The organism is Photobacterium aquae (assembly GCF_001029445.1).
Classification (GTDB): domain Bacteria; phylum Pseudomonadota; class Gammaproteobacteria; order Enterobacterales; family Vibrionaceae; genus Photobacterium; species Photobacterium aquae.
Map to the genome: position 1 here is coordinate 1 of NZ_LDOT01000038.1, position 18,742 is coordinate 18,742.

General features: G+C 53.0%; 17 protein-coding genes. 7 read left to right on the forward strand and 10 right to left on the reverse strand.

The window, feature by feature from the left end; translation table 11 throughout:
• Window positions 1-128 precede the first annotated feature (128 nt).
• From hemG to ABT56_RS20510, 5 genes are all read right to left on the reverse strand, one after another.
• The gene (hemG, locus tag ABT56_RS20490; RefSeq protein ID WP_047880791.1) at window positions 129-653 is read right to left on the reverse strand and encodes a menaquinone-dependent protoporphyrinogen IX dehydrogenase; all 525 of its coding nucleotides are present in this window, start codon (window positions 651-653) and stop codon (window positions 129-131) included.
• Window positions 654-676: 23 nt separating this feature from the next.
• Window positions 677-2,134 carry a TrkH family potassium uptake protein gene (locus tag ABT56_RS20495; RefSeq protein WP_047880792.1) on the reverse strand — a complete coding sequence of 486 codons (1,458 nt, stop codon included), beginning with the start codon at window positions 2,132-2,134 and terminating at the stop codon, window positions 677-679.
• Window positions 2,135-2,175: 41 nt separating this feature from the next.
• Window positions 2,176-2,811, reverse strand: coding sequence for a YigZ family protein (locus tag ABT56_RS20500; protein WP_047880804.1), 636 nt, complete (start codon window positions 2,809-2,811; stop codon window positions 2,176-2,178).
• 145 nt (window positions 2,812-2,956) lie between these two features.
• Window positions 2,957-3,454, reverse strand: a complete 498-nt coding sequence (locus tag ABT56_RS20505) for a hypothetical protein (protein WP_157037941.1) — start codon at window positions 3,452-3,454, stop codon at window positions 2,957-2,959.
• Between the two features lie 2 nt (window positions 3,455-3,456).
• A complete protein-coding gene (locus ABT56_RS20510; RefSeq protein ID WP_053062590.1) occupies window positions 3,457-5,337 on the reverse strand; it encodes a S8 family serine peptidase in 1,881 nt (626 codons plus the stop codon).
• 339 nt (window positions 5,338-5,676) lie between these two features.
• Here ABT56_RS20510 and fadB point away from each other — a divergent pair, with 339 nt between their 5' ends.
• The 3 genes from fadB (at window position 5,677) to acuI (ending at window position 10,180) form a co-directional block, all read left to right on the forward strand.
• A complete protein-coding gene (gene fadB, locus ABT56_RS20515) occupies window positions 5,677-7,839 on the forward strand; it encodes a fatty acid oxidation complex subunit alpha FadB (protein ID WP_047880794.1) in 2,163 nt (720 codons plus the stop codon).
• Window positions 7,840-7,870: 31 nt separating this feature from the next.
• Entirely contained in the window at window positions 7,871-9,034 is a 1,164-nt protein-coding gene (gene fadA / locus ABT56_RS20520; RefSeq protein ID WP_047880795.1) for an acetyl-CoA C-acyltransferase FadA, read from the forward strand.
• A 165-nt stretch (window positions 9,035-9,199) separates the two neighbouring features.
• Complete coding sequence (gene acuI, locus ABT56_RS20525) at window positions 9,200-10,180, forward strand: acrylyl-CoA reductase (NADPH) (RefSeq protein ID WP_047880796.1); 981 nt, start codon at window positions 9,200-9,202, stop codon at window positions 10,178-10,180.
• An 82-nt stretch (window positions 10,181-10,262) separates the two neighbouring features.
• Here acuI and ABT56_RS20530 read toward each other — a convergent pair whose 3' ends face one another.
• Window positions 10,263-11,207 (reverse strand): LysR family transcriptional regulator, encoded by a 945-nt coding sequence (locus tag ABT56_RS20530; protein ID WP_047880797.1) that lies wholly within the window; start codon window positions 11,205-11,207, stop codon window positions 10,263-10,265.
• A gap of 136 nt (window positions 11,208-11,343) precedes the next feature.
• A complete protein-coding gene (locus tag ABT56_RS20535) occupies window positions 11,344-11,529 on the reverse strand; it encodes a hypothetical protein (RefSeq protein WP_047880798.1) in 186 nt (61 codons plus the stop codon).
• A gap of 138 nt (window positions 11,530-11,667) precedes the next feature.
• Here ABT56_RS20535 and tusA point away from each other — a divergent pair, with 138 nt between their 5' ends.
• Window positions 11,668-11,916, forward strand: a complete 249-nt coding sequence (gene tusA / locus ABT56_RS20540) for a sulfurtransferase TusA (protein ID WP_047880806.1) — start codon at window positions 11,668-11,670, stop codon at window positions 11,914-11,916.
• A 51-nt stretch (window positions 11,917-11,967) separates the two neighbouring features.
• Here tusA and ABT56_RS20545 read toward each other — a convergent pair whose 3' ends face one another.
• The 3 genes from ABT56_RS20545 to ABT56_RS20555 all read right to left on the reverse strand — a co-directional run bounded on the left by ABT56_RS20545 (window position 11,968) and on the right by ABT56_RS20555 (window position 13,903).
• Window positions 11,968-12,219 (reverse strand): hypothetical protein, encoded by a 252-nt coding sequence (locus tag ABT56_RS20545; protein ID WP_047880799.1) that lies wholly within the window; start codon window positions 12,217-12,219, stop codon window positions 11,968-11,970.
• 147 nt (window positions 12,220-12,366) lie between these two features.
• Complete coding sequence (locus ABT56_RS20550) at window positions 12,367-12,924, reverse strand: TMEM165/GDT1 family protein (protein ID WP_047880800.1); 558 nt, start codon at window positions 12,922-12,924, stop codon at window positions 12,367-12,369.
• Window positions 12,925-13,213: 289 nt separating this feature from the next.
• Entirely contained in the window at window positions 13,214-13,903 is a 690-nt protein-coding gene (locus tag ABT56_RS20555) for a YiaD family glycine zipper/OmpA-like lipoprotein (protein WP_084722442.1), read from the reverse strand.
• Between the two features lie 287 nt (window positions 13,904-14,190).
• Between ABT56_RS20555 and glyQ the strand changes: the two genes are divergently transcribed.
• The 3 genes from glyQ (at window position 14,191) to ABT56_RS20570 (ending at window position 18,714) form a co-directional block, all read left to right on the forward strand.
• Window positions 14,191-15,102 carry a glycine--tRNA ligase subunit alpha gene (gene glyQ / locus ABT56_RS20560; protein ID WP_047880801.1) on the forward strand — a complete coding sequence of 304 codons (912 nt, stop codon included), beginning with the start codon at window positions 14,191-14,193 and terminating at the stop codon, window positions 15,100-15,102.
• Window positions 15,103-15,111: 9 nt separating this feature from the next.
• The gene (gene glyS, locus ABT56_RS20565) at window positions 15,112-17,181 is read left to right on the forward strand and encodes a glycine--tRNA ligase subunit beta (protein ID WP_047880802.1); all 2,070 of its coding nucleotides are present in this window, start codon (window positions 15,112-15,114) and stop codon (window positions 17,179-17,181) included.
• Between the two features lie 282 nt (window positions 17,182-17,463).
• On the forward strand, window positions 17,464-18,714 hold the full coding sequence (locus tag ABT56_RS20570) for a valine--pyruvate transaminase (RefSeq protein ID WP_047880803.1): 1,251 nt from the start codon (window positions 17,464-17,466) through the stop codon (window positions 18,712-18,714).
• The last annotated feature ends 28 nt before the right edge of the window (window positions 18,715-18,742 follow it).

Genomic DNA, 18,742 nt, shown 5'->3' on the forward strand with positions numbered 1-18,742 from the left:
TGCCGTATTCCGTGTCAGTGGGGTCGCATTATAGAGCGTTCGATCACATTAGCAAGAGGCTATTGGAAAATATTTCCCACAAACCAACCGTTCGAGCAAAAAACGGACAGAAGTATTAAAACAGCCGATTAATAGTGCTTAAACCGGGCTGCAAAGGCCTCTACTTTCTGCCAATCTGTATATTCGACTTCTTTACTAGTATCTGTTTCCCCGCCAGTGATACGCATAATGAATTGAATCATGACACGATCAAACCATCCATACCGCGGATAGCGTAATGCCCCAGCAAATACTTCCTGCAACTTTGGACACCATGGAGACTTCTTCAAGAACGTTTTCATATACACGCTTGTCTCCGGCGTATTCTTACCTTCCTTACGTGCCGTAAGATTCACGCAGAAAAAACCCACCTTATTCTGGTCAAGCTCATCTCGGTACCTCTCGATAAACTGATAGAGCTTTTTATTTAGATGGCCGTAACGAATAGAGGCTCCGACCAATACCCGATCATAATCCGCAAAATCCACCGTAGGTAATGTGTTCAAATCAACCAATTCACACTGGTAGTCACCACCTAGCGTCGTTTCGATATGACGTAATATTTTGACAGTCTGGCCATCACTGCTTGAATGCAGCAACAAAACTTTTTCCATAACATCCTCCAGGAGATCTGTTGTTAATTACGCCAAAATGTCGGTGTAAAGAGTACCAACAATGTAAACACTTCAAGGCGGCCGAATAACATAGCGATGACCAGTACCCATTTGGCAGAGTCATTAATTTCACCAAAATGGACAGCCACCTGCCCCAGCCCCGGACCAAGATTATTCAAGGTCGCCGCCACTGCGGAAAACGCCGTCAGCTCATCCAATCCTGTAGCAATCAGTGCCAGCATACAGATAACAAATACCAAAGCGTACGCAGAGAAGAATCCCCAAACCGCATCGACCACACGCTGTGGCAGCGCTTTATTACCAATCTTAATCGTATAAATAGCACGTGGATGAACCAGACGCTTAAGTTCTCGTACCCCTTGAAGCATCAACAGCAGCATCCGGATAACCTTGATACCACCACCCGTCGAGCCAGCACATCCACCAACGAAAGATGAAAACAGCAGTAGTACCGGTAAGAAAAGCGGCCATTCAGAGAAGCTAGTCGTGGTAAAGCCCGCCGTGGTAGATATCGAAACCGTCTGGAACAGGGCCTGATCAAAAGCATCAAAATATGAATCATAGGAGTGATGCTTTAGCAACATCCCATAGCAAATCAACAATAAGATCAGCTGTGATGCCAAAAAAGCCCGAAACTCAGGATCACGCCAGTATGTCTTCAAATGAACCCCACCATTAGCAAAAGCAGCAAAGTGGAGCGAGAAATTACAGGCAGATATCAACAGGAACACAACGGTGATCATATTAATCGTCGGGCTGTTGAAATAGCCCATGCTAGCATCATGCGTCGAGAAACCGCCTATCGCCACCGTCGAAAAACTGTGAGAGATCGCATCAAAAACTGACATCCCAGCCAACCAAAAAGCCAGGGCACAACTGACCGTCAGGGCCAAATAGATATACCACAGCACCTTCGCGGTTTCGGCAATACGCGGCGTCATCTTACTGTCCTTTACCGGCCCAGGGATTTCAGCCCGGTACAGCTGCATCCCACCGATACCCAATACCGGCAATATCGCCACAGCCAGCACGATGATCCCCATCCCGCCAAACCACTGCAACAGCTGCCGATAGAACAAGATCGCCTTGGGCAAATGGTCAAGGCCAACGATAACCGTCGCCCCGGTGGTTGTCAGTGCCGAAAATGATTCAAAAAAGGAGTCAGTCACAGACAAGTCAGGGGTCTTGGCGAGGATAAAGGGGACTGCTCCGGCGCTGCCGATAACCGTCCAGAACAACACTACAATTAAAAAACCGTCGCGGGCTTTGAGCTCCCGGCGATAATGCCGATTAGGCAGCCATAGCAAGGCTCCGCCCGCAAACAGCAACATGAAAGTCACCACGAACGGGAAGCCCGCCCCGTCACGGTAGAATAACGCAACCAATGCCGGTGCCAGCATGGTTACACTGAATAGCGCGAGCAGCAGCCCGACAATCCTGATAATGGAACGAAATTGCATAGCCTTATCTGGCTCTCATCCTTTATATAGACAACACAGGGTTATGAAGACGAAACTTCAACATTGACCACTGCCGAGATTTGACCACCGCTTCGATTAAACAGGGTTGCCCTGAAGGCATCCGCCTTCCGGCAATCAAGAGATACCACCATCGCAACGCGATCGGCATAATCTGCATGTTGCTGCTGTCCACCAAACTCGACCAGCAATGCTTCGACCAGTGAGACCTGATTATACTCACAGCTCAGCTTTAGATCCGTGGTCAAAATCTTTTCTTTGGTTTGCAGCACACCGAGGGCTTGCTGTACACCACCACCATATGCTTTGACCAAACCGCCAGTTCCCAGTTTTATCCCACCTGAATATCGGGTAACGACTGCAGTGATCTCCCCCACACCAGAACCAGAAAGCTGCGCAAGGATGGGTTTCCCAGCCGTACCTGACGGCTCACCATCATCACTAAACCCCCACTTCATCGAATCCTCCGGCCGCCCAGCAACGAATCCCCAACAATTATGCCGGGCATCATAATGCTTCTCTTTAATATGCTGAACAAAGGCCTTTGCCGCCTCAATCGACGGAGTATGTGCCAGATAAGTAATAAAGCGGCTTTTTTTGATCTCTTCTTCAAATACCGCCGGTTCTGCCGGGACTTGATAGGGGTCTGCTGCTGTCATATCGCTCTTATTCAGATTGCCAAAAAAACGTACAGCGCGACAGAATACCACAACCCTTATCCATCAACGTCAGACTTATAGAAAGATAAAGATAAGAAAAAAGGGGGAACAACGCCCCCCTTATCAATCAACAATCACCCCGGTATCATTGTGGCCTGTTGAGGTTCCCCACCAACTCCAATTGTACTTGGCGAACCCGGTCGTCATGCTCAAGAGTCTCAATAACTGGCAACAAATCTTGTCCATCCAATGCTTTCAGCAAAACCATATCACCATGGCTAAAAACAAGCTCCAGCTGACTATCCTGTGCCAATTGCGCAGCATTTACCCCAACTTCCAGCCGTATGACTATCGCTCCACTCACTTTTGACGGTCCCTGACCAGAACCAGCCAACAGCAGTCTATCGCCAGCAAAGACCCCTTGCTCTGCAACAGGAGCCGGCAACACCCGCATTGTGCTTCTTTCGTCAGCAGGCAGCAACTTGGTATAACGCTCACCCGCAATGGCTATATCACCCACTGCAACCCACTGCTGCTGAACGGGCAAAGGAGAAAGATCGCTCACCGCAGCCTGGGCCGATACGACCATTGTGCCTGCAGCTAACAAACACCCCGCCAGTATTACATGCATCCTTATCTTCATAATTAATCCTCCCCATGTCCGAAGAAACGAATATCCCATGACTTCAAGATGCCATCCTGGGTGTTATTCGGTAATCCGACAGGAAAGACATTCTGCGGATCAAAATAAGCAAACCAACTTGCCGCCTCCTGGTTGGTATCCCGTACCACCAGCTTCCATTGGCCTTCAGACGATTCACCATAAAAATGGTGAGTCAGCAATAACTGCTGGCTAAAACCGGTAACAGCCGGTTCCAATGACTGGCTAACCAAACCAGTTCGCGGGGACAACAACACACTACGGGTACCCGACGGAGAAACCAACTCCATCGCAAGGTCATTGATTCTCTGATGGTCAATATTTACCTTAACCTGCACACTCTCGACCACAAAGTCATGATCAAGCTGAACAGCCGAGCTGGTACCAGAAATATCTGCATCAGGAATCGTCCTATCAGCTCTGGTTGTCATCCAATCCGTAATCGTAAGTGGCGGTAGCGGGTCGTTATAGTGCATTGCCATCATGACCGCCGAGTCGATATTCACTCGGCCAAAGCCATAGAAATTATGGAAATCATAACCTGCAGCATTGGTCTGCCAGCCCGGGATGGCATCATATGTGGCAAGATCGCCAGAAGACTGAGTAAATGCCAGCGGCACGCCCGTGTTAGCAGGATCCGTTTTGGTTGCCGTTGAGGCCAATATATGACGAATATCACGCCAATTCAGGGCCGGATTAGCCGACATGATCAGCGCTATAGCGCCTGAGGTATTGGGGGCCGACGATGAGGTACCATTCATCGTACCGCGAAAATCACAATTCGGATCGAGGGCCGTACCACCATGCAGCGTATTTCCGGTATGAGTGGCTGTATTCATGCCAGCCTCACACCCCGTAAGATCTGTTGTCACCATCGCCGGCGAGTCGACGCCGTATTCACCACCCGGTGCAGATACAAACACATTGGCCCCAACACTACTGTACGATGCACGCTTACCGTGGGCATCCAATGACGACACGGTCAAATTCCAATAACTGGCGTTCGTCGGTGTCAGGTTGCTATCTTGCATCGGCAAGCCATTATTCGCAGGCCCCTCTCGGTTAGCGTCGAAAAAATCCCCCGGCAACACATAGGCCGCCCCGAATGCCGTCCCTAACCATGCGCGGAAGTACTCATAGTTGTTTCCCGCCGACTTCACAAACACGCTACCCCGCCCCTGATGGGACTCTCGGGTCACCTGCTCATAGACCTGCTCTTCAAGTGCTAATTTTGCATCATTGGCCAAATCATAGGCTAACGGGTAAATAACCCCATAACCATAGCTTTGGTTGAACACCCGTACGTCCCGGGTCCGCTCCGTTGTCCCGTGCGCCATCAACCAACCTTCAACCGACTGGCTCTTGAGCCAATTATAACCTTTGAGCCCGGCCCGCGGTGCGACTCCTCGGCCACCGATACCGTTCCAGCCAACCGCCGCCGCTAAGCCCGCTACTGAGGTCCCATGAGTATCTGTCGGATTATCCGGCGTTGGGTCATCATCGCCGTTGACCAAGTCCCGAGAGCCCGGCCGGATATTGCCCGCCAAATCCGGATGTGCGATTTCCAGCCCATCATCAATGATGGCCACATTGACACCAACACCATGGATTCCCAAAAGATGGGTCAGCCACAAATTCATGTCCTGACCCGGCGTCCCCGCGGATTTCGAAAAAGCCGTCTGGCCGGTATTGCGCATATGCCACTGGTGAACAAACAGAGGGTCACCTGGCGGGAGATCCGGCACCCAGCTAAGGTCAATACCGGGCACATGGACAGGCTCGGGTTTCATCATCACCGCCTGGCCCACCGCAGGAACCAAGGCTGCTGCCAAAGCCGCCGAAACGAGTGTCAGCTTTATATTCATATCTCTCGATCCTTCGAATGGATAAGCCACAGCCCCATACCGTGGCTCCCCCCATTAACGATCGCTGATAATGAAATTACCAGTGCCCCCCCGATCCCTTCGAGCCACATCCCAAAACAGCCAATACATTGAAATACAGAACAAAAAACCTTTATCAGCTCGCAAATTTATGCATTCCACCTTGCATTTTTAATACCAACCACACACAAAAAGTTAAACAAATGTTTAAAATAGGTATTGTATTCGTTTCATCTCGGGTTCAGACTATAATTTAACCTGCTAACAGGTCAAACCAGTTAAATCAGATCCGGCAAAGACCGGAATTCATGGAGAGAGAACATGATTTACCAAGGTGAAACCCTAACCGTCCGCTATCTGGATGACGGCATCGCGGAGCTGTGCCTCAATGCTACCGGCGCCGTTAACAAATTCGATACCAAGACCCTGGAAAGTTTCAACGAAGCAATCAACGCCCTGTACCATGAAAGCGAATTACAAGGCCTGATCCTGACATCCGCCAAGGACGCCTTCATTGTCGGAGCCGACATCACCGAGTTCCTCGGCCTGTTCGCCCAGCCCGCCGAAGAACTCTCCCGCTGGCTAACCTACGCCAACGATATCTTCAACAAGCTCGAGGATCTCTCGGTCCCAACCCTAGCGGCAATCAACGGCCATGCCCTCGGGGGCGGCTGCGAATGCGTTCTGGCCACGGACTTCCGACTGGCCGATACCACAGCCCGTATCGGCTTACCCGAAACCAAACTGGGGATCATGCCGGGCTTTGGCGGCACAGTCCGCCTACCACGTTTGATCGGGGCAGACTCCGCGATGGAAATCATCACAGCGGGCAAGGATAAAAAAGCCGTCGATGCCCTCAAGCTGGGCTTGGTTGATGCCGTAGTAGCTCCGGATCAACTACGCACTGCCGCCATAGCCATGATCAACGATGCCATAACCGGCAGGCTCGACTGGCAATCTCGCAGAGCCCAGAAAAAAGCCCCGCTGGGACTAAACAGAACCGAGGCCACGATGAGCTTCACCACCGCCAAGGCAATGGTTAGCAAAGTGGCTGGCCCCCACTACCCAGCCCCTATCACAGCGGTCCAGACCATAGCCGAAGCAGCGCACTGTGGACGTGACGAAGCCTTGGCCATCGAGAACAGCCACTTTGTCAGCCTCGCAAAAACCGATGTCGCCAAGGCCCTAGTTGGGCTTTTCCTCAATGACCAATACATCAAGGGGCTGGCCAAGAAAGCCGGTAAGAGCGGACAACCTACCGAGCGAGCAATGGTACTGGGCGCCGGGATCATGGGGGGAGGGATTGCCTACCAGTCAGCCCTCAAGGGGACGCCGGTACTGATGAAGGATATCGCCCAGGCATCACTTGATCTCGGGATGGGTGAAGCTGCCAAGCTCCTCAACAAACAGCTCGAGCGCGGTCGCATAGACGGGCTGAAAATGGCCAACATCCTTAGCGGGATCACCCCCAGCCTTCATTATACCGGGGCAGAGCAGGCCGACATCGTGGTCGAGGCAGTTGTCGAGAACCCGAAAGTCAAAGCTACCGTCCTGCGCGAAGTCGAGCAGCAAGTAAGCAACAGCACCATATTGGCCTCCAACACCTCCACCATTCCAATCAACCTGCTCGCCGCCGGACTCGAGCGCCCAGAGAACTTCTGCGGCATGCATTTTTTCAACCCCGTTCACCGGATGCCATTGGTAGAAATCATCCGGGGCAAACAGACCTCCGACGACACCATCAACCGCGTCGTCGCCTACGCCGCCAAGATGGGCAAATCACCGATTGTGGTCAATGACTGCCCGGGGTTCTTCGTCAACCGGGTTCTGTTCCCCTACTTTGCCGGCTTCAGCATGTTATTGCGCGACGGCGCCAACTTTGCCGATATCGACAAAGTCATGGAAAAACAATTCGGCTGGCCCATGGGCCCGGCCTACCTGCTCGATGTTGTCGGTATCGATACCGCCCACCATGCCCAGGCCGTTATGGCCGAAGGGTTCCCATCGCGGATGGCCAAGGATTACCGCGACGCTGTCGACGTGATGTTCGAGAGCCAGCGCTACGGCCAGAAGAACGGCAACGGTTTTTACACCTACAGCATTGACCGCAAAGGCAAACCGAAAAAAGCGGCCGATCCGAGCGTGGGCGAACTACTTGCCCCGGTGGCCAACCAGTCCGGTCAATACGATGCCGAAACCATCATTGCCCGAATGATGGTCCCCATGATCAACGAGGTGGTCCGCTGCCTAGAGGAAGGGATCATCGCCAGCCCGGCAGAAGCCGACATGGCTCTAGTGTATGGCCTTGGCTTCCCTCCGTTCCGCGGCGGGGTCTTCCGCTACCTAGACACTCTAGGACTAGCCAACTACGTCGCGATGGCCGACAGCTATGCCCATCTCGGGGAAATCTACCAGATCCCTGCGGGATTAAGGGAAAAGGCCGCCCAAGGCGAGAGCTACTACCCAGCCGCCTCATGTGCGTGAACCTGTGGTTTCAAGGATAAGGAAATAAGAAATGAATAACGTAGTCATTGTTGATTGTATCCGGACCCCGATGGGCCGCTCGAAAGGCGGCGCCTACCGCCATGTCCGCGCAGAGGATCTCTCCGCCCACCTGATGAAGGGGCTGATGGTCAGAAACCCGCAGCTCGATCCCAACAATATCGAAGATATCTACTGGGGCTGTGTCCAGCAAACCCTTGAGCAAGGCTTCAATATCGGCCGTAATGCAGCCCTGCTTGCCGGGCTGCCGCATACCATCGGGGCCACCACGGTTAACCGGCTTTGCGGATCATCGATGCAGGCGCTGCACGATGCCGCCCGCGCAATTATGGTCGGGGATGCAGAAACCTGCCTCGTGGGCGGTGTCGAACATATGGGCCACGTCCCAATGAACCACGGGGTCGACTTCCACCCTGGGCTGTCGAAATCCGTCGCCAAAGCCGCAGGCATGATGGGACTTACCGCCGAGATGCTGGGCAGGATGCACGGGATCAGCCGTGAGCTGCAAGATGCCTTTGCCGCCCGCTCGCATCAACGCGCCCATGCCGCCACCGTCGAAGGCCGTTTCAGCCACGAAATCCTACCAACAGAAGGACATGACAGCGAAGGACGCCTGATCCAATTAATCCACGACGAGGTGATCCGCCCGGATACCACTACCGAATCACTGTCGGCGCTAAGGCCGGTGTTCGATCCGGCCAACGGCACCGTCACAGCCGGCTCGTCATCGGCGCTGTCCGACGGCGCTTCGGCCATGCTGGTCATGAGCGAGAGCCGTGCCAAGGAACTGAGGCTGACCATACGTGCCCGTATCAAGTCGATGGCTATTGCCGGCTGTGATCCCTCTATCATGGGCTATGGCCCTGTCCCAGCCAGCCAAAAAGCCCTCAAGCGGGCCGGGCTGACAATGGGCGATATTGGTTTAGTCGAACTCAACGAGGCCTTTGCCGCCCAGTCGTTGCCTTGCGCCAAGGATCTCGGCCTACTTGATCACCTCGACGAGAAGGTCAATCTCAACGGCGGGGCAATTGCCCTCGGCCACCCGCTGGGTTGCTCGGGAGCTCGGATCGCCACCACGCTGATCAATTTGATGGAGCAACAAGATACCGAATTCGGCCTGGCCACCATGTGTATCGGCCTTGGCCAAGGTATCGCCACCGTCTTCGAACGCCCCTGATCAACGCTAGACCGACCAGCCCGCTTCGGCGGGCTTCTTTATTCATAGTCTCTTATGCGTCATACACATAGATAAAATGACAAAGATTCATTTTATTCATACTTGTTTCAGGTCTACACTCTAAACCACGCTAATTCAGACGCTTGTTTATTTCGGAGCATCATTATGTTTAAGGCACTGGTACTGAACCAAGAAGAGAAAAAAACTATCGCGACTATCGAGCAGCTTGATGAAAGCCAGCTGCCAGAAGGCGATGTCCTAATCGATGTCGACTACTCTTCCCTGAACTACAAAGATGGCCTGGCGATTACCGGCAAGGGCAAAATTGCCCGCCACTTCCCAATGGTGCCAGGTATCGACCTGACCGGTACCGTGCTGGAATCAGCTGATGAACGCTACCAAGCTGGTGACAAAGTTGTCCTGACTGGCTGGGGCGTGGGTGAAGGCCATTGGGGCGGGATGTCCGAACGTGCCCGACTAAAAGCAGACTGGCTGGTTCCGCTACCACAAGGCATTGATGGTAAGCAATCGATGATGATCGGTACGGCTGGTATCACGGCAATGCTATGTGTGCAGGCTCTGGTTGATGCTGGCGTCAAACCAGAAGCAGGGGAAATTCTAGTAACAGGCGCAAGCGGCGGTGTTGGCTCGGTTGCTGTCACCCTGCTTTCCCAACTTGGCTACACCGTTGCTGCCGTAACCGGCCGTGCCAGTGAAAATGGCGAACTGCTAAAAGCCCTTGGCGCAAGCCGCATCGTCGAGCGCAGTGAGCTGGAAGAACCGGCTCGCCCACTGGAAAAGCAGCTCTGGGCAGGTGCTGTTGATACCGTTGGCAGCAAGGTGCTGGCCAAGGTGCTGGCACAGATCGACTACGACGGCGCAGTAGCCGCGTGCGGCCTAGCTGGCGGTTTCGACCTGCCAACTACCGTCATGCCTTTCATCCTGCGCAATGTAAAATTGCTGGGCATCGATTCAGTGATGTGCCCATACGAGAAGCGCCAGAAAGCCTGGCAGCGACTGGCTGAGCTACTACCAGCCTCATACTTCGAGCAAGCCTGCCGCGAGGTAAACCTGGAGCAGGTTATTGAGTGTGCCGATGCGATTACCAATGGCCAGATCACTGGCCGTGTTGTGATTAAACTATAACTAAACACAACACCTGACTACCTTTTTGGCCTGCCCTGTGCAGGCCTTTTTTATCGCTGCGGCCCCTCAAAAATACTCCCTATCACTCTCCCAACCCCATATCGCGGATACGCTGGTTGATCAGCTTGCCGCACTCTTCCTTGATCAATTGACGCAACCAGATCTGCGGCGCCGAATGCTCACAACGCGGGTGCCAGATCAGCGAATACTCGAACGGCTTAAACTCGAACGGCAAGGGCTTGATCACCAAGTCATGCCTGTCGGCCACCAGATAAGCCAAATCCGCCGGCACCGTAATAATCAACGGCATCGACTCGACAATGGCCAGCGCCGCTTCCAAATGGTAGGCCCGCAGTGCCATCCACCGCGATGGATACCCCCTCAAGGCATCGTCAATCAGCGCCTTCACCCCATCGCTGATGGCAATCATCGCATGGGGATAGGTCAGGTAATCATCCAATGTCAGATCGGCATTGGCCAGCGGATGTTTACGCGACAGCAGGCAAAATACACTAACCGGCCCCAGATAATCACTGCACAGTGGCTCAACCGGGCCAGTCGGTCGACACAGTGCCATATCGCACCCGCCAGCGGTCAGTTGATTGGGCATATTATCATGCTGGAGCGGCGAGAACTCGAGCGAGATACGCGGTGCCTCGCTGTAGATCCGCGGCAAGGCAAACGGCAAGATAGTCTGCATCGCATAATCGGTGGTTGCGATGACAAACCGCTGATCGCAATCCTCGGGACGGAAGTTTACCGGCGTCAACAGTGTACGCATAGCCTCCAGCGGGGCATCGAGTTGCTCGCTAAGCTCCAGTGCTCGCTGGGTCGGCAACAGGTGCTGCCCCTGACGGGTAAACAGCGGATCGCCAACAAGACTACGCAGGCGACCCAGCACCCGGCTCATCGCCGACTGGCTGAGGTTCAGCCTCACCGCCGCTCTGCTGACACTGCCTTCCTCGAGCAGCACCTTAAGGGCTACCAACAAATTCAAATCACGGCGGTACACATCTTCCAGCTCCATAGGGCTCCTATCTGATATCGGCTTGCTTACACCACTACTTCTCTTACCCTGCCAATTATGTCGCGCCCAATAAAAAAAAGCCCGCCTAACAGCGGGAGAAGCCCAAGAAAACTGGGAGGATATAGATGGGTAACTGCTAGCTGTCGCTTTCTTCTTCAAGTTCTGGTGAGTTAGTTAGCTCAAACCAGAGACCAAAAGCGGCAGAGATGAGCCCGCCAAGGGCAAACAAACTCGTATCATTAGGGGCGCGCAGCATCAGCGAACAAAACGTAATGAAGCACAGCACACTGTATATGGTGAGGCGATCCGTCTGAGTCAGCATAGGTCCTCCTGATCCTTAGAAGACAAACGTTAACAAGATGTTAACCAAGTTACACCTTTTATTGGGATTTGCCAACCCTTATTGATTAATTCTTGCCCATCAGTATCATCGATACCCTCACAGCAAGATGTAATGATTATGACTGCAGAATTCGACAATCCAACCCACTGTCTAGAAGCACAAGGGCTACGCTGCCCAGAGCCGGTAATGATGGTAAGGAAAACAGTCAGGAAGATGGCGGAGGGTGAAACCCTGCTGATCACCGCAGATGACCCATCGACAACCCGGGATATCCCGAGCTTTTGCCGCTTTATGGACCATACACTGGTGGCGGCCGATACCGACACCCTGCCATACCGCTACCTGATCAAAAAGGGAAGCAATTAAAAAAGCCGCTCATTGTGAGCGGCTTTTTTATAAATATTGACCCTTACGACATCAGTCTTGGCTGTCCCTCAACTGGCGGCGGGCAAGATCCAGCTCATGGCGAAGTTCACGGATCTCTTTCTTCAATGGCTGGATATAGCGCAAACGTACCAGGGCATCCACCGACAAGTAAGTCGTTACAATCGCCCCGACCACCATTGGTAACCACATATCCGTTAGTACCATACCCAAAATATTGAGTGCCAAAGCAAAATTGAACAACCAAAATTGGCTGCGTGGTGATATTGCAAGAAAACGATCCATACCCCCTCCTCAACCTCCGCTTGCCGGAACTGTTTCCAACATAGCACGGTCATCCCCCCCACGCTGCCGTGATTGTCACACTTTATATTGCTGTCATTTCAATATCATTGGCCGATGTTCCACGTGAAACAATCACAGCCTCGATACCTACATTCCAATGGCTGCCGCTACAGCCAGACCAACGAACAATGCCGCCGTAATTTTACGGATCAGCGCAAGCGGCATCCGCTCGGCAGACAATTTTCCAATCAGCACGACCGGGACATTCGCCAACAACATCCCGATTGTCGTCCCCAACACGACCCACATCAGGCCATCATGGTACTTCGCCCCCAACATAGTGGTCGCAACCTGGGTCTTGTCTCCAATCTCAGCCACGAAGAAAGCAATAAAACTGGCAATAAAAGGCCCGCGGTTGGAGATAGATTCATCGTCATCAAGCTTATCAGGGATCAGGATCCAGCCGGCCATCGCGACAAACGACACCACCAATACCCATTTGAGGATATCGGGAGTTAAGTAGTCGGCAACAACCACACCAAGCCAAGCAGCCAGTGCATGATTGGCAATTGTCGCCAAGAAAATAGCAGCGATGATAGGTACAGGTTTGCGATAACGGCTGGCAAGCAGCAGGGATAACAACTGGGTCTTGTCGCCAATTTCGGCCAAAGCGACAGAGGTAATGGATATAGCTAGAATACTCACGACATGCTCTTCGGGGCAGGGATATTATTTTAGCCACAAGTAAACGCGCACGCCCCACCCCGGTTCATGCTGGTTTACCTATGGTCTTGCCAAACCAGCCCGGCACGGGTTGGTCACGAATGCCATGAAGATTTTGCTTCAATTATGTTGACACCCGTCTTGCCAGAGCAAGAGGCTACTCCCCAAAGGAACGCCGATTGTACGGATCTAGCCCTGTGGATTCAAGATCAAAAAAAGGAGCCCTGAGGCTCCTTTTCATAGGCTGGGATATAGCCCGCAACACATAGGATTAAGACAATGGCGAAAGCACAATTTCAACCCGTCGGTTTTGCGAACGCCCCTGCTCAGAGCTATTCGTCGCGATAGGATGGGCTTCGCCCATGCCTTTAGTTACAAGACGGTTGCTCTTGACCCCATCACGCATCAACTGATTGCTCACCTCGCTCGCACGAACCTGAGACAAGCGCAAGTTGTATGATGCAGAGCCGGTGCTATCGGTAAAGCCGTATACGTTCAACATAGTCTTGTTGTACTCTTTTGCCACCAGGGCAACATTGTACAAGGCACGCTTAGCCCGAACGCTGAGATCCGTTTGGTCTACCCCGAAGGTGATCGAATTGGGCATATTCAGAATGATGTTGTCGCCATCGCGAGTTACGCTGATCCCCGTCGACTGGAGCTGCTTGCGCAATTCAGCTTCCTGCACATCCATGTAATAGCCGATACCACCGCCCAGTGCTGCACCCGATGCTGCGCCAATCAACGCACCCTTGCCGCGGTCACTCTTGCTCGACGATGCCACGCCGATTGCCGCGCCAGCCAATGCGCCAATCAGCGCACCGCCCGTCGCCTTGGCCGTCTGCTCTTCACCCGTATACGGGTTTGTCGTTGAGCACCCGCTCGCCGCCATTGCAGTCAAAGATGCAAACACAATGTTTCTCACCCATTTGCCAGAATGGCCCAAACACATCAATTCCATATCCGTTTCCCATCAATGGCGGAACTGCCGCCTCACAGACTAATTAACTGTACAGTGTACGATTTATGCTTATCGAATAAGTGTAGCGATTTACCACTTCTGAATATCAGAACAATGTAAAAAATGTATACATGCCGATATCCGTTACGCGGCAATCCCAACTAATTTAAACAAATTCAGCATGGATGGGCAAAAAATAGTCACTGACTCTACTAGGGCAAGGGCTGGCGAGGTATACTGGATTGTTACTTTTTATCTCTTAATCCATTTAACACGCGAAGCTGACAATGCAGAAATTCGATATTAAAACCTTTCAGGGCATGATCCTCGCGCTGCAGGATTACTGGGGCCAACAAGGTTGTACCATTGTGCAACCTCTCGACATGGAAGTGGGCGCAGGTACCTCTCACCCAATGACATGTCTTCGTGCTCTGGGTCCAGAACCTATTGCAGCGGCGTATGTACAGCCATCTCGCCGTCCTACCGACGGCCGCTACGGCGAAAACCCAAACCGCCTTCAGCACTACTACCAGTTCCAGGTGATCATCAAGCCATCACCTGACAATATCCAGGAACTTTACCTGGGTTCGCTGGAAGCACTGGGTATCGATACTCAAATTCACGACATCCGCTTTGTTGAAGACAACTGGGAAAACCCGACACTGGGTGCCTGGGGTCTAGGCTGGGAAGTGTGGCTAAACGGTATGGAAGTAACCCAGTTTACTTACTTCCAGCAGGTAGGCGGCCTTGAGTGCAAGCCTGTCACCGGCGAAATCACTTACGGTATCGAGCGTCTGGCGATGTACATCCAGGGCGTTGATTCTGTCTATGACCTAGTATGGACCGACGGCCCGCTAGGCAAAGTGACCTACGGCGACATCTTCCACCAGAACGAGGTGGAACAATCGACCTACAACTTCGAGCATGCTGACGTAGACTTCCTGTTCACGTTCTTCGACCAGTGCGAGAAAGAGTGCCAGTCACTGCTAGCGCTTGAGACCCCACTGCCGCTACCTGCCTACGAGCGTATCCTCAAGGCCGGTCATGCCTTCAACCTGCTAGATGCCCGCAAGGCAATCTCGGTTACCGAGCGCCAGCGTTACATCCTGCGTATCCGCAACCTAACCAAACAGGTTGCTGAAGCCTACTATGCTTCACGCGAAGCACTGGGCTTCCCGATGTGCAAAACTAACAAATAAGGGATCGGCATGAGCGACAAGAATTTCCTAATCGAACTAGGTACCGAAGAGCTACCACCAAAAGCCCTTCGTACTCTGGCAGAAGCATTTGCCGAGAACTTTGAAGCCGAGCTTAACGGTGCCGATCTTGCCTTCCAGAGCATCAAGTGGTTTGCCGCACCTCGCCGCCTAGCACTGAAAGTCACTGCACTGGCTGCCGGCCAACCAGACAAAGTCGTTGAGAAGCGTGGCCCGGCGGTTGCTTCAGCATTCGATGCTGACGGCAACCCAACCAAGGCTGCCGAAGGCTGGGCACGTGGCAACGGTATCACCGTCGATCAAGCCGAGCGCATGGTGACCGACAAAGGCGAATGGCTACTGTACAAGCAGGAAGTCAAAGGCCAACCGGTCCAAGCACTGCTCCCTGAACTCGCAGCAGCGGCTCTTGCAAAGTTGCCTATCCCTAAGCCAATGCGCTGGGGCGACAAAGACACCCAGTTCATCCGTCCGGTGAAAACCCTGACTATGCTGTTGGGTGACGAGCTGATCGCGGGCACTATCCTGGGCGTAGAATCTGGCCGTACCGTTCGCGGTCACCGCTTCATGGGCGAAGCTGAATTCACTATCGACCATGCAGACCAATACCCTGCTCTACTTGAAGAGCGCGGCATGGTAATGGCTGATTACGACGCACGTAAAGCTATCATCCTAGCTGACGCACAGAAAGCAGCCGAAATCGTTGGCGGTAATGCCGATCTTGAAGACGACCTGCTAGAAGAAGTGACATCACTGGTTGAGTGGCCGGTTGTCCTAACCGCGTCGTTCGAGGAAGAGTTCCTGAAGGTGCCTTCAGAAGCCCTTGTTTACACTATGAAGGGTGACCAGAAGTACTTCCCAATCTACGACGATAACGGCAAGCTACTGCCTAAGTTTATCTTCGTATCGAACATCATCTCGAAGGACCCAAGCCAGATCATCGCCGGTAACGAGAAGGTTGTCCGCCCTCGTCTGGCTGATGCCGAGTTCTTCTTCAACACAGACCGCAAGCGCCCTCTGGTTGAACGCCTGACTGAACTTGACAGTGTCCTGTTCCAGAAGCAACTGGGTACCCTGCGCGACAAGACAGACCGTATCACCGCGCTGTCTGGCTACATCGCCCAGCAGATCGGTGCCAACGTTGAGCACGCAGAGCGTGCCGGCCTGCTGTCCAAGTGTGACCTGATGACGTCGATGGTATTCGAATTTACCGATACCCAAGGCGTAATGGGCATGCACTACGCTCGCCATGACGGTGAAGCAGAGGAAGTGGCACTGGCACTGAACGAGCAGTACATGCCTCGTTTTGCCGGTGACGAGCTACCAAGCACCGATGTTTCTGCCGCTGTTGCTATGGCAGACAAGTTAGATACCTTGGTGGGTATCTTCGGTATTGGCCAGGCACCAAAAGGCAGCGACCCGTTCGCCCTTCGCCGTGCGGCCCTAGGTGTTCTACGTATCATCGTTGAGAAAGGCTACGATCTTGACCTTGTTGACCTGATCGCCAAGGCACACGAACTACTGGCCGACAAGCTAAGCAATGCCGATGTTCAGGAAGAAGTACTGGAATTCATGCTAGGCCGCTTCCGCGCCTGGTACCAGGACGAAGGTCACAGTGTTGACGCGATCCAAGCCGTATTGGCTCGCCACCCAACCAAACCTGCAGACTTCGACAAACGCATTAAAGCGGTTAGCCACTTCCGCGCTCTTGATGCAGCCGAGTCTCTGGCCGCAGCGAACAAGCGCGTTGGCAACATCCTTGCCAAATTTGACGGCGAGCTAGCTGACACTATCAACCACGAGCTGTTGGTTGAAGACGCAGAGCAGGCACTGGCAAAAGATATCGATGCGATGCTGGCAACGCTAGCTCCAGTATTTGCCAACGGTGACTACCAGCAGGCATTGTCTGAGCTGGCCACCCTGCGTGAAGCTGTCGATGCCTTCTTCGATAACGTAATGGTTATGGCCGATGACGAACAACTAAAAGTGAACCGTCTGACGATGCTAAACCTACTGCGTAACGAGTTCCTGAAGGTGGCCGATATTTCTCTTCTGCAGAAATAATCGCCCAAAAACAATTATCCAACCCCGGCCCTGCCGGGGTTTTTTCTATGTGGCCGTTTCACGTGAAACATCCCCCCTTGGCAGTCAGCATATGGCCTCCCTCTCGCTTCCCACCAGCCACACTACACTAAAAGATATCCCTTTCATCCGGTGATGATTAGCCAGAGCAATACACAGCAAGGGCTTTCGCTCAGATCGAGGTTGAGGTATGTTGAGCCAAACACAACATAAACAACAACCACATCGCATACAAATCAGACAGCACACCGAGGTCAACAGTACATGGAGTTTTCTACCTTTGGCGACAAATTTGCCCGTTATTCCGGGATCACCCAGCTAATGGATGATCTCAATGACGGGCTCCGCAATCCCGATGCCATTATGCTAGGAGGCGGGAACCCCGCCCAGATCCCCGCCATGGTCGCCTATTTCAACCAGCTTTGCGCCCAAATGGCAGCCTCCGGCGAACTGACTGCTGCCTTGACCAATTATGACGGACCACAAGGGAAAAACACTTTTATCAATGCTCTGGCCGATTTGCTCAATGCCCGATACGGCTGGGGAATTTCAGCCCGCAATATCGCGCTGACCAACGGTAGCCAAAGCGCCTTCTTCAACCTATTCAATCTACTGGCCGGTGAATTCCCTGACGGAAGGAAAAAGAAAATCCTGCTGCCGCTATCACCGGAATATATAGGTTATGGTGATTCAGGGCTATGCGAAGACATGTTTGTCTCGTACAAGCCCGCCATTACCCTGCTCGACAACCAGATGTTCAAATACCATGTCGATTTCACACAACTGCTCATCGACGAAAATATCGGAGCCATTTGCGCTTCGCGGCCGACCAACCCAACCGGCAATGTCCTGACCAACGCCGAGATGGCCCACCTCGACCAGCTCGCACATCAGCATGGGATCCCGCTCATCATCGACAATGCCTATGGTATGCCCTTCCCGGACATCATTTTCGAAGACGTCACAATCAACTGGAACCCCAATACCGTGCTTTGCCTTAGCCTGTCCAAACTCGGGCTGCCCGGCGCGCGCTGCGGGATAGTCGTCGCCAATGAGGCTATCACCACGGCAATCGCTAACATGAACGGGGTTCTGAGCCTCGCCCCCGGCAGCATCGGCCCGGCGCTGGCACACAAGATGATCGAGCAAGGTGATCTCATCCCGCTGAGTGAAGACGTCATCAAGCCGTTCTACAAGGACAAGGCAGCGCGGGCTGTCGAGATGCTCCGCCAAGCCATCCCCGATCCACGGTTTCGGATCCACAAACCCGAAGGTGCTATTTTCCTGTGGCTCTGGTTTGACGGGCTTCCTATCACAACCTTGGATCTATACCAACGTCTCAAGGCCCGCGGGGTCCTCATTGTCCCGGGCGAATACTTCTTCATTGGCCTGGAAGGCGAATGGCCGCACCGCCATGAGTGCCTGAGGATGAACTACGTTCAAGATGATAAGGCAATGCAAAAAGGCATTGATATCATTGCCGAGGAGATCCGCAAGGCCTACCAACATGGCTAACCCTGCCACGGTGGTTTGTTTCACGTGA